This window comes from Arthrobacter sp. ISL-72, assembly GCF_018613755.1.
Taxonomy (GTDB): domain Bacteria; phylum Actinomycetota; class Actinomycetes; order Actinomycetales; family Micrococcaceae; genus Arthrobacter.
On record NZ_JAGGPP010000011.1, the window covers coordinates 15,598 to 27,718 of the forward strand.

General features: G+C 63.4%; 11 protein-coding genes and 1 pseudogene. 7 read left to right on the top strand and 5 right to left on the bottom strand.

Features of this window, described 5'->3' with window-relative positions; translation table 11 throughout:
- Positions 1-31: 31 nt before the first annotated feature.
- The 4 genes from J7I92_RS12100 to J7I92_RS12115 all read right to left on the bottom strand — a co-directional run bounded on the left by J7I92_RS12100 (position 32) and on the right by J7I92_RS12115 (position 4,715).
- Complete coding sequence (locus tag J7I92_RS12100) at positions 32-913, bottom strand: aldo/keto reductase (protein WP_214840787.1); 882 nt, start codon at positions 911-913, stop codon at positions 32-34.
- Positions 914-931: 18 nt separating this feature from the next.
- Positions 932-1,963 (bottom strand): zinc-dependent alcohol dehydrogenase family protein, encoded by a 1,032-nt coding sequence (locus J7I92_RS12105; protein WP_214840789.1) that lies wholly within the window; start codon positions 1,961-1,963, stop codon positions 932-934.
- A 190-nt stretch (positions 1,964-2,153) separates the two neighbouring features.
- A complete protein-coding gene (locus J7I92_RS12110) occupies positions 2,154-3,149 on the bottom strand; it encodes an aldo/keto reductase (RefSeq protein WP_214840791.1) in 996 nt (331 codons plus the stop codon).
- A 114-nt stretch (positions 3,150-3,263) separates the two neighbouring features.
- Positions 3,264-4,715, bottom strand: coding sequence for an MFS transporter (locus J7I92_RS12115; RefSeq protein WP_214840799.1), 1,452 nt, complete (start codon positions 4,713-4,715; stop codon positions 3,264-3,266).
- Between the two features lie 102 nt (positions 4,716-4,817).
- Between J7I92_RS12115 and J7I92_RS12120 the strand changes: the two genes are divergently transcribed.
- The 5 genes and pseudogenes from J7I92_RS12120 to J7I92_RS12140 all read left to right on the top strand — a co-directional run bounded on the left by J7I92_RS12120 (position 4,818) and on the right by J7I92_RS12140 (position 9,077).
- Entirely contained in the window at positions 4,818-5,699 is an 882-nt protein-coding gene (locus J7I92_RS12120) for a helix-turn-helix transcriptional regulator (protein ID WP_214840800.1), read from the top strand.
- Positions 5,696-6,484 carry an SDR family oxidoreductase gene (locus J7I92_RS12125; RefSeq protein ID WP_214840802.1) on the top strand — a complete coding sequence of 263 codons (789 nt, stop codon included), beginning with the start codon at positions 5,696-5,698 and terminating at the stop codon, positions 6,482-6,484. Before J7I92_RS12120 ends, J7I92_RS12125 begins: the two co-directional genes overlap by 4 nt.
- Entirely contained in the window at positions 6,438-6,986 is a 549-nt protein-coding gene (locus J7I92_RS12130) for a hypothetical protein (RefSeq protein ID WP_214840804.1), read from the top strand. Before J7I92_RS12125 ends, J7I92_RS12130 begins: the two co-directional genes overlap by 47 nt.
- Positions 6,987-8,117: 1,131 nt before the next feature.
- Positions 8,118-8,495: pseudogene (locus J7I92_RS12135) on the top strand (phosphotransferase); the annotation flags it as partial.
- Positions 8,496-8,798: 303 nt separating this feature from the next.
- A complete protein-coding gene (locus tag J7I92_RS12140; RefSeq protein ID WP_214840814.1) occupies positions 8,799-9,077 on the top strand; it encodes a DUF4190 domain-containing protein in 279 nt (92 codons plus the stop codon).
- 842 nt (positions 9,078-9,919) lie between these two features.
- Here the strand turns inward: J7I92_RS12140 and J7I92_RS12145 are convergent.
- The gene (locus J7I92_RS12145; protein WP_214840816.1) at positions 9,920-10,891 is read right to left on the bottom strand and encodes a DMT family transporter; all 972 of its coding nucleotides are present in this window, start codon (positions 10,889-10,891) and stop codon (positions 9,920-9,922) included.
- Positions 10,892-10,965: 74 nt separating this feature from the next.
- Here J7I92_RS12145 and J7I92_RS12150 point away from each other — a divergent pair, with 74 nt between their 5' ends.
- Complete coding sequence (locus J7I92_RS12150; protein ID WP_214840818.1) at positions 10,966-11,277, top strand: helix-turn-helix transcriptional regulator; 312 nt, start codon at positions 10,966-10,968, stop codon at positions 11,275-11,277.
- A gap of 535 nt (positions 11,278-11,812) precedes the next feature.
- A partial coding sequence (locus J7I92_RS12155; protein WP_214840820.1) for a transposase occupies positions 11,813-12,121 on the top strand: 309 nt, incomplete at its 3' end.

The window sequence follows — 12,121 nt, forward strand, 5'->3', positions numbered from 1 at the left end:
GTTCCTTATCTCTGGTCTGGTTCTGCCGTGCTTAGGCTTCGGGGATGGACCGGTCGAACCACTGGTCGCGGGAGACGTCGGGATCCGGGCCGTTGCGCACGCCGGTGTCCAACGCGTCGATGGCCGCAAGCTCGTCCGAGGACAGTTCGAAGTTGAAAACGTCGAAGTTCTCGGCGATGCGTGCCGGGTTGGTCGATTTCGGAATGGCTGAGCGGCCCTGCTGCAGGTGCCAGCGCAGCATGACCTGCGCCGGGCTCTTGCTGTGCCCTTCAGCGATCGCGGCGATGGCCGGGTCCTGCATGACGTTCTTCCGGTCCTCGCCCCAGCCGGGGTAAAAGGTGATGCCGCCGATCGGCGACCATGCCTGGGTGATAATGCCGTGTTCGGCGTCGGCCGCCCGGACACCCGGTTGGCTGAAGTACGGGTGCAGCTCCACCTGATTCACGGCCGGGACCACGTCGCTTTCCGCGAGCAGTTGCTTGAGGTGATGCGGCATGAAGTTGCTGACACCGATGGCCCGCACGCGCCCGTCGGCGAGCAGGGTCTCCAGCGCCTTGTACGCGGCGATGGTCTTCTCGAAGCGGCTCGGCACCGGCTGGTGCAGGATCAGCAGATCCAGGTAGTCCACCCCGAGCTTGCCAACTGCCTTGTCCCAGGCATGCAGCGTCTGGTCGTAGCCGTAGTCGCTGACCCATACCTTGGTCTCGATGAACACGTCCGACCGGCGTAGCCCGGAGCTGCGGATGCCTTCGCCGACCTCCCGCTCATTTCCGTAGGCGGCGGCGGTGTCGATGTGCCGGTAACCGGCAGCCAGGGCGGCCTCGACCGCGGCTGTTGTTTCTTCTGGCGGGCTTTGGAAGACGCCGAGCCCGAGGGCGGGCATGATGACGCCGTTGTTGAGTGTGATGTCCATTAGATCCAGGTCCTTTCGTTAGGGGCGGACGAGCACTTTGAGTGCTTCACGGTCGGCCATGGCCCGGTAGCCGGCCGGGACCTCGTCCAGGCCGATGGTGCGGTCGAAGACCTTGCCGGGTTCGATGGTGCCGTCGAGCACGAGGGGCAGCAGCTCCTCGATGTAGGCCCTGGCCGGTGCGACGCCGCCGGTGAGCGTGATGTTGCGCATGAACTCAGCAAACCCGAGCGGTACGTCGGAGAACTGCGGCGCCCCGACGCGGCTGATCACGCCGCCGTCGCGGACGACGCCGATCGCCATCTCGATCGCTGGCTTGAGGCCCACGGCTTCGAGCACGGCGTGCGTTCCGTCGCCGTTCGTGAGTTCCCTGACCCTGGCGATGCCTTCCTCGCCGCGCTCGGCGACAACATCGGTGGCACCGAATTCGCGGCCGAGGTCGGTGCGGGCCTCGTGCCGCCCCATCAGAATGATGCGTGAAGCACCCATGAGCTTGGCGGAGAGAACCGCTGAGAGGCCCACTGCACCGTCACCGATCACGGTAACGGTCTCGCCGGGCTGGATGCCGGCCTTCTTGGCTGCGTGGTATCCAGTCGACATGACATCGGAGAGGCTCAGCAGTGACGGGATCAACTTCTCGTCGAAGCCCGCGGGCACCACGACGAGGGTGCCCGACGCCTGCGGGACCCGGGCGAATTCGCCCTGGCCGCCGTCGTCGTGGCCGCCCCAGTGGGCGCCGTGGCGGCAGGAGGTCTGCAGCCCTTCCTTGCAGAAATCGCAGGTGCCGTCGGAGGCCACGAAGGGCGCGATGACAAAGTCACCCACGGACAGGCCTGTCACCTCGGAGCCAAGTTCTTCGACAATGCCTACGAACTCGTGGCCCATCCGGGCGCCTTCGGAGGTTTCGGGTTTGGAGGCGTAGGGCCATAGATCGCTGCCGCAGATGCAGCCGGCGACGATGCGCACGATAGCGTCGGTGGGCTCCTGGATGGTGGGGTTGGAAACGGTTTCGACGCGCACGTCTCCGGCGCCGTACATCAGTGTTGCTCGCATGGTGGGTTCCTTACGTGGTTGATAGCCGGTCTTCAGTCAACACCGGTCACTGACCGCTTGGGAGTGCATGTCAGTACCCCCATGAACTGCAGGTGTGTTGGTTCAGCGCGCGGTTCCGGTGAGAGTCGGGACTGGCCAATCATCGGTGCCCTGGGGGTGCCGATGATTGGCCAGCAGGTTGTCCGTGTGGTTAGCGGTCGCGGTCGATGGCGGCGTCCAGCCCTGCAGAGAGCGGTGCGCCGACGAGGTCGAGCGCGGCGAGGGCTTCGTCGATCCGCTGCAGGTCGGATGCGGTGAGTTCGAGGTCGGCCGCGGGCAGGTTGTCGTCCAGGTGGGTCAGGCGGGTGCCGCCGGGGATCGGGACGACCCAGGGTTTCTGGGCGAGGAGCCAGGCCAGTGCCAGTTGCGCCGGGGAGGCGCCTTTTTCGGCTCCGAAATTCTTGAGGAAGTCGACGAGGGCGAAGTTCGCCTCGAGTGCCTCAGGTGTGAAGCGCGGGAAGTCCGCCCGGAGATCATTAGGGTTGTCGAACTTCATACCCCGGGTGATGCCGCCGGTGAGGAATCCCTGTCCGAGCGGGCCCCAGGCGACCAGCCCGATCCCCAGTTCTTCGCAGACCCCGAACTTTTTGGTTTCCGGTTCCCGCATCCAGAGTGAGTAATGGTCCTGGATGACGGCGACCGGTTGGACGGCGTGGGCACGGCGGATGCTTGTTTCGCTCGCCTCGGACAGGCCAAAGTGGCGTACCTTGCCCTCGGCGATGAGCTCCTTGACGGTGCCTGCGACGTCCTCCATCGGGACGTTGGGGTCGACCCGGTGCTGGTACAGCACGTCGATGTGATCGGTGCGCAGCCGGCGCAGCGAGGCCTCAACCACGTCCCGAATGTGCCCGGGGCGGCTGTTAAGTCCGACCGTTTCCCCGTCGGCGTTGATGTCGAACCCGAACTTGGTGGCCACCAGAACGCCGTCCCGGATGGGCTGCAGCGCTTCGCCGACCAGCTCTTCGTTGACGTAGGGGCCGTAGCCCTCGGCGGTGTCGAACAAGGTGACGCCGCGTTCGGCGGCGGACCGGATGACGGCAAGGGCTTGGGTGCGGTCGGTAGCGGGGCCAAGGCCAAAGCTCAGCCCCATGCAACCGAGGCCGATGGCCGATGTCTCAAGGCCGTCGCCGAGCTTACGTGTTTTCATTGCATTTTCCTTTGTGGTGTTGAACGCGCGTGGATTGGGGGGAATGAAGGAGGCAGAGATAGTAGATACGTGTTGTTGTCCGGGGAGCGCCGGGGGGGTCGGGTCTTAGACAGTTCAGCGGGCGGGCTCAGCCTCCGGCACGGGCGCGACCGTCCGTGTTTTTCCGGCTCGCCGGACCGCGATATCTGCGGGCAGGATGAGGGCCGCTGTGGTGACCAGGGCCAGGAAAAGGAGGACGCTGCCCGTGGTGAGCGCTGCGCTGACCTGCGCGGCCAGGTGTACCGCTGCAAAGCCTCCGGTGGGAATCGTGGCTGCGGCCGCGACCGCGATACCAAGCCCCAGGCAGGTACCAACCTGGTGGAAGGTGTTCACCAGACCCGAAGCCGCGCCGGCGTCGGCCGCAGGGGCACCAATGATGCCGAATGAGGTCAGCGGCGCGAAGGCAAACCCCTGACCGGCGCCAATGAGGACCATCGGCAGGGCGACTCCTGTCCAGTAGTTGGAGTCGACGCCGGCGCGGCTGAGCCAGAACATCCCGGCGAGGGTGATCAGGATACCGGCCAGCAGGGCAACCGAGCCCGGCATCCGCCTGACCAGCGGCGGAATGCTCATCGCGACGGCGAAGTTCACGGCGGTCATGGGCAGGAACCCGAGACCGGCCTGCAGCGGGTCGAAGGCAAGGACTTCCTGCATGAATTGGGTGGTGAAGAAGAAGAACCCGATCATCGCACCGAGGTAGAGGAAGCGTGCCACATACGCGCCAGTGCGACGGCGGCTCGCGAACAGCCGCAACGGCATGATCGGCTGGGCCGCCTTGCGTTCGATCAGCACGAACAAGACCAGGAGTACGACACCGGCGCCCACAGCCGTAACGGTGACCGGCGAGGTCCAGCCCACTTCAGCGGTATTGATGATCCCAAATACCAGTGCACCCACGCCGAGGGTCGCAGTCAGCGCCCCGGCCACGTCGAAGCGGCCGCTGGCCCGGCCCGTTTCGGGGAGGAACCGTGGAGCGAGGGCGATCATCGCCGCGCCGATCGGGACGTTGACGAAGAACCCGGCGCGCCAGGAAATCCAGTGCGCCAGTGCCCCGCCGATGACCAGGCCGAGGCTGGCACCGATCCCTGCAGTCGCGCCGTAGAGGGACACCGCCCGGGTGCGCTCACGGCCTTCGGGGAAGCTCGCCGTCAGCAGTGACAGGGACGCGGGGGCCACGATCGCAGCCCCGATACCCTGCACGGCGCGGCCGGCGATCGCCCACCAACCCGCCGGGGCCAGTCCGATCAGCAGCGACGCGAGCGAGAACACCACCAGCCCGAACACGAAAACGCGCCGCCGCCCCAGCAGGTCACCGGCCCTCGCGCCGAGGAGCAGCAGCCCGCCGAAGACCAGCGTGTAGGCATCCTGGACCCAGGAGAGCTCACTGGTGCTCAGCTGCAGGTCGGCCTGAAGGCTGGGCAGCGCGGTGAAGATGACCGAGTTGTCCAGCAGGATCATGAAGTAGCTGGCGAGGATGATCGCCAGGATCGCTCCCGGATGCGGGGCGGTGGTAGGTGCCGGTTTCATGCTTTCCATGCAACCGCGAATTCTTACGGTCCGGGAGTCACTGACGTTCCGGGTAATGACAGTCCCTCCCTCGCCTTCGGACGGCGGCGTAGCGTGGCTGCCATGACACACAGCGACGACGTGCGGAAGTTCCTCAGCTCCCGCCGTGCAAGGATCACGCCCGAGGAAGCCGGGCTGCCGGCCTATGGCGGCAACCGCCGCGTCACCGGCCTACGCCGCGAGGAAGTTGCCATGCTCGCCGGCATGAGCATCGACTACTACATCCGCCTTGAGCGCGGAAACCTCTCCGGCGCCTCCGACAGTGTCCTCGAAGCCCTCGCCCGCGCCTTGAAACTTGACGACGCCGAAACGGCCCACCTTTTCGACCTGGCCCGCGCCGCGACCGCTTCCCCCAGGGTCCGCCGCAAGCGTAGCCCGCACACAGTTCGGCCGAGCGTGCAACGCGTCATCGATGCCATCACAACGGCGCCCGCCTGGGTACGCAACGACCGCGGGGATGTCCTCGCTGCCAACGACATGGGCCGGGCACTATATCTGGACATGATGGCAGAGGGGGACGCTCCGCCGAACAGCGCGCGGTTCACCTTCCTGAACCCCAAAGCACGCGAATTCTTCATCGACTGGGAGCGGGCCGCTGACGACGTCGTCGCTGTCCTGCGGTCCACCGCCGGGAAAAACCCCTACGACAAAGACCTCACCGACCTGGTCGGTGAACTCTCGACCCGCAGCGAAGAGTTCCGCACCCGGTGGGCCCGGCACGATGTGAAGTACCACCGCGCCGGCCGCAAGCGCCTGCACCACCCGATCGTCGGCGACCTGGACCTGAGCTACGAGGCAATGGAACTTCCCGCCGACCCGGGACTGCGCATCAACGTCTACACGGCCGACCCCAACACACCCTCAGAGGACGCACTGAAAGTCCTCGCCAGCTGGGCCGCCACCCAGCGCGAAACAACAGAAGCCTCAGTCAAGGAGAAACGATGACCAATCGTCCGTCAACGGTATTGATTGCCGGCGCCACCGGCAGCATCGGCCGCTACGCCGCGGCCGAAGCGCTGCGGCAGGGCTACACCGTGCGGGCCCTCGTCCGAGACAAGGCCCGCGCCGCCAAAATCCTTCCGGACGGCGTCGAACTCGTCGTCGGTGACCTGACCCGTCCCGAAACCCTTGCCGCGGCTGTCCAGGAGGTGGACGCAATTGTCTTCACCCACGGGTCAACCACCAGTGAACGCGACGTGCGGGATAACGACTATGCCGGCGTCGCCAACGTCCTCAAGGCTCTGGGTGGCCGGCGGGCCCGTATCGCCCTGATGACAGCCATCGGCACTACCCGCCCGGGAGTCGCCTACGCTACCTGGAAGCTGCGCAGCGAGCGGCTCGTCCGGGCCAGCGGCAACCCGTACACGATCGTGCGGCCGGGCTGGTTCGACTACAACCAACCAGACCAGCGCACCATTGTCATGCTCCAGGGCGACAAACGACAGGCCGGTTCACCCGCCGACGGCGTCATCGCCCGGGACCAGATCGCCCGCGTCCTCATCGACAGCCTCCACATCGACGCAGCCAACCACAAAACACTCGAACTCATCGCCGACCACGGACCCGGACAAGACGAGCTCACCCCCGTCTTCGCCTCACTCACGCCAGACTCGGGCGAATCCCTCGACGCGGCCGAAGACGATGTGAATCTGCCGGTCACCAATGAGCCCGAAACGTTCCGCCATGACCTCGCTACAATCACAGCAGGAAACCACAAAGTTGGCGGCTAGAGTCCGAGCTTCGACCGCCCCGAAAGCCGTTCCCGAAACCAAAGGAACCCAGATAGCATCCCGCACACGACTGGCCGCGGGTGCCGGCGCGACTGTGGCTGCTGGACTGGCCCTCGCTGGCTGCAGCGGGAGCAATGTCCCGGTGAACAACTCTGACCAAATCGCGCCATCAGCGGCGGTCTCCGATTCATCTGTAATGCCGGCGGCGGTGCAGTATCGGGACGGGTCCTACACCGCACGTGGAGTGTACGGGAGCCTACCCTCGCATCAAGACGTCACTCTCACACTGGACCGCGGCGCCGTCACCACGATCGAGATCACGACCCCAGCCCAGGATCAGACCTCGCTGGGATACCAGCAACGGTTCGCCGCCGCGCTGTCCAACGCGGTCATCGGCCGGAACATTGACGAGCTCAACATCGACCGACTCGCCGGATCCAGCGGCTGCTCAGAAGGATTCATGAATGCGCTCAGAGAGATCAGAAGAGACGCTGAAATATAACCGGTCCGTCGGCTCCGGCTGGCATGCCGGCTCCATCAGCGGCTCAGTGCAGAAGACATCGGACACCGTGTAAAAAAGTTCTGAAAACGAAAACTTCATTGTCATAACCCTTGGGATACGAGGTGTCTCACTTGTCGAACATTGGCTGCGTCGGCAGGATTTCTGGTTCTTGCAAATCCCGCAACTCACTCCGCTTTTGGTGATTCTCGTAACTATGTCTTGAAACCTGCTGACTGAATCGGCCGGCATACCAACTGTTAGTTATAAGACACATCAGAGCGCCACGTGTCCGACGCTCCGGGAGTAGTACTAGTCTTCGAACCCACCCGACGCCTGGTACGTTCGCATCAGACCTGTTGCGACGTTTGTGAGAAACCGCCCTGTCCCCATTGGGTACAACCCGTTCACTGTCGGTGCCTTCACCCATACTGAGACCGGACGGCTGAGACGTATCGGTAACCTGCGGAGTAGCTCTTGAACGAATAGCTCTCCGAAATCAGAACTGTGAGCGACCTGGTAGTCGTTGGGTCAGCATGACGTCTGGTTCCGTTGAAGTTATTGGCCAAGCCTGATTGCATGACTTCGTGGATGACGATCATTGGAGGCGGCTGCCTGCGGGAGTGCATGACTGGTTGCGGAAACAGGTCAACGGCGAGGCACTCACCTTTACGTCCACAATCGGTGGCTATTCCGGCGGGTTGGCCGGATTGTTGACCGTATCCGGGGACGTGTTCTTCGTAAAGGCTGTTCCGCTGAATTCGCCTTCTGCGGCGGACTACATGACTGAGGCACGCGTGGCCAAGGTGCTTGCTTTCAAAGTCCCAACGCCGCGGTTGTTATTCGAAGGATCGGTGGAGGGCTGGGTTCTCCTGGTGTTCGATGTGGCCAAAGGGCAAACACCGGATGAGCCATGGCAGCGCGATCAGCTCTTGGCAGTTATGAAAATGCTGGATGAGTTCTCGCTCCGGCTCACCCCGAGCCCTGTGCCAAGCCTGCCGACCGTCGCTGATCGGATGAGGGGCCGTTGTTCAACGTGGTCCCAGCTCCTAGCGACTGGATCCTGCGCGCTGCTCTCCGTAGGGGAGCTGAGCCGGTGGGAACGGGAACACCTTCCGGCTTGCCCGTCTCGAACGATCATGGGAGAGCATGGTCCATGGCGAAACGCTGCTCCATTTCGACCTGCGGCACGACAACCTAAAAATAGACGAACGCGGGCAGATCTGGGTTCTTGATTGGGGCCGGGCGTGCATAGGTCCGGACTGGGTTGATGTCGTCTGCTTGCTTCTGGAATCCGACGCTGGATCAACAGATCTGGAGAGCCTATTCCTCCAAAGCGCTCGGGCCACCGACGCGGATCCGCAGGCTGTCGACGGATTCCTCACTATCCTGGCCAGCTACTGGCGGCACGCTGCCACGCTCACTCACGATGTGCCCGCGGAGCTCAAGCGCCGCCGCGAGTTATCCAGCAAGAGCACCCTTCAATGGATCCAACAGCGATGGTGCAATTAGCGATGCCCAAGGAGCGCGACCCACAGCTCTCGCCATGGGGCGCGCCTCGGATCCTGCATCAGATGCAACATGGTGGAGACCATTCATTGTCGGTGCCCTCTCCTAACCTGAACACCTTCGGCGGAGTGGTCTACATCGGTATATCGGTAGTTTGCGGAGTAGCTTTTGAACGAATAGCTCTCCGAGAACGCCGGAATATTGGCAGCGCTGAAGCCGCTTACCTCGGATGCGCGCACGGGTTCTGGGGGCTCCGCATGGAGGATCCCGGACCCACTTCGGACACGAAAGGGCATCGCATCACCGATGGGCACTCCTCAAAACCAGGCGCCGCCACCGCAGCACCAGGGCGACGGATCCGCCCCTGTCAGGACCAACACCCTTGCCATCGCCGCATTTGCCTCATCGTTCATTATCGGGGTGACCGGCGTCATCCTTGGGTTCATCGCCCTGAACCAGATCAAGACCACAGGCGAACGCGGCCGCGGCTTGGCCATCGCCGCTCTCGTCGTCGGCTGCGCCTACACGGTCATCTTCGCGTACCTCACCGTCGCCGTTTTTTCGTCAGAGGGCCTCGGCAGCTAACACTGGTGCGGTTCTGCACTCTCCTACCGGATTCGGCGGTAGCCCCGGTCTATCAGACCGCCAACAATTCCCGCCAATGGGGCAGGAAGGGCCAAGAGGCTGACGAGCTGCCGCAGTCCGCTGGTTGGCCACAGAAAGGCGACACCGCCAACCAAGATCGCAGGCGCCGCCACGAACGCCGTAACCCAATAAGGATGGCCGCGCAGAAACGACCAAACGGCCGCCGCCAGCGACGCTACCGACCCACCCAGTATGTAAAGGCTTCCGACACGTAAGTCCTCCTCATAACCCGGCACCGGCTGGTATCCCAATATGAAGAATGACCTCAACAGGCCGCTGCCCATAAGGTAGATGGACCCAACGACCAGGATCGACCAGAGGATAACGCCGGGCCATCCCCGACGTCGCACCGAAGCATGTTGTTCGCTCGTGGCCGGCGCTCCTTGCCCGGCCACCGGATCACGTCTTGTGGCTGGGCTCCGGTGTTCTGGGGCTGCGGTGATCGCCCGATGGCGATGACGCTCCAGCAGGACTCCGAGAACTCATTCACCAGGGACAGACCCAGATTCCGGTTAGCGCCGGTAACGACAGCCAACTTCTTCATCCGATCAGGCTAGCCGCATTACGATGCACTTCCGCAAAGAGTACCGGTAGTTTGCGGAAAAGCTTTTGAACGACTAGCTCTCCGAAAACCCAGGACTATTGGCAGCGGTGAAACAAATCACTGGGATGCGCACACTCGTTCCCGAGGACCTCGCGTTGGGCGGCGTAGCGATAAATCTACGAGGCAGGAGCCGCCCCCGGCGCAGCCAGCACTCCTTGGCGGCAGAGGGCTTCTGCGGTTAGCTGGCGGTGGCCTTGTGTTCCCTGGGTGCATCGATCAGGGTCTGGGTGGCCTCGACCCACGGGGTCGCTTTCGCCTTCCGGCGTGCGACCAGGTTTACGGCCAGAAGCGCAGCGAGCGTCAGGGTCACTCCGGCGACTTCGCCGCCCGTGGGCTGGTGACCATGGATGGCTTCGATGGTGAAGGCCGTGATGGGGACGAGGTTGATGAACAGCACCCCATTGGCTGCACCCAAAACGGCGACGGCCTGATTCCAGGCGAGCACTGCCAGCACCGTGGCTGGAAGCGCCATATAGAGGATCTGCCAGATGACGGCGCCGACGTCCCCGACGGATATGAGCGGCTCGTTCCATGTCAGTACGGTAGTGAGGGCGATGATGGAAACCGTTCCCAGCAGGCAGGTGTGCGTGGTGAACCGAAGAAGGCTCAACTCTGCGAAAGCGCCGCGGCGGGTCGTGTAGAGGACCCACGCGACAACACCGGCAAAAGTCAGTGGCACTCCCTGGCCGAGACCACCCTGAAGGACCGCGGCCGGGTTCCCGTTCCCCAGAACCATGGCGACACCGACGAGCGCGATGGCGGAGAAGAAGAACACCAGGCCAGCCGGGCGCTTCCTCGTGCGGGCCCACATAACGAACAGTGTGACCATCGGCAGGGTCGCCATGACCAGGGAGATAGTCTGTGGTGCCGAGTAGGCCAGGCCGGCGTACATGAGCATGTTGAATCCTGCGAAGCCAATGGTTCCCACCAGCCACAGGGCGCCGACCCTCCTACCGGGGACGAGGGCCCGGGGCCCCTCTTTAAGGGCGAGGATCACCATGAAGACGATCGTTGCCACGATAAACCTGGCGGCCGTCAGCTGGAACGGCCCCAGATGGGAAAATGCGGTTTTGGCGATGGTGAACATTCCTCCCCAGGCCAGGGCTGTTGCCAGGCTGCCGACGGCGGCGAGTGAAGTGGTTCGGTTCATGGAGACTCCAGGTGTTCGTTAGTTGACGAATACACGAACACTGTACATGATGGTGTGACAAAAGAAAGGCCAGCGTGAAACCCCTATTTCACCCCCGGATCGATGACCTCGACTTGTCCACTATCCTGCACGCCTGCGCCGATCCCACCCGGCTTCGGCTCCTTGCCGACATCAACACCGACCCTGGCAAGACCTGCGGAACCTTCGAAACCGAACTTTCCAAATCAACGCTTTCCGCGCACTTCAAAGTCCTCCGGGAATCGGGCCTCATCCGTCAGGAACTCGGCCCAGGCAACAGCCGCCTTAATTGGCCAAGGACCGCGGAAGTCCAGTCGCGATTTCCCGGGGTCATCAGCGCCATACTGAAGTCCGCCACTCGAAGTTAGGGCAGAAGTTCGATGGCTGCTGACCAGGAGGGCACTTTCGTCTGGCGCCACCGGCAACCTTTCGCTTCGGCGCAAACGGCCTACGTTCAATCCGGCGTTGACGGCATTAGGGCTCCAGTCGATTTACGCAATCCCATCATGGCAACGGGCCCGACACAAAACCGTCAAAGCGGCCCTGAAGGTTCATCCACAGTGCGTCCGTAAGCCGGTCCTCCACCGGCCGCCGCGCCGCCCTATTTCGCGCTCTTCGAAATGCCCGCGGTTACGGGTGTGGATGCTAACGCTTCGTGGCGGCGTTCTGTGATCGCTTTATGGCGCATGAGTGTCCGTAAACCGATCCTTCGCCGGGCATCGTCGCCAAGTGGTGCGCCAGGTCATGGAGTTGACCAAACCGGTGGCAGTACCTTGTGTGCTTTTCAGGAAACAGCAACCACTGAATCAATTTGTACCTTGGCGCCTAGGAGCCTGCTGAATTAATCGCGAGCGTCAAGGCGCGTCGGCTGGACTGGCGCGGCTGGTGGTTAAGACTGGTCTTATGCAGGGACGCGAGGACGCGCAGCGCGGGTATTTGGATGTGGAGGCACTGGCCGGGGAGTTGTTGGCTCCGGGCAGTGTGTTCGCTTTTCTGGCCGGGCATCGGGGCCGGTTGTTTCCCGATTCAATGATGGAGGACCTCTTCCCGTCACGGCGGGGCCGCCCTTCAGTTCCGGCACCCGTGATCGGATCGGTGCTGGTGCTGCAGGCGTTGCAGGGTCTTTCTGACCGCGAAGCGGCGGAGGCTTTGACGTACGACCTGCGCTGGAAGGCCGCGTGCGGGTACGGGCTCACCGATACGGCGTTTCAC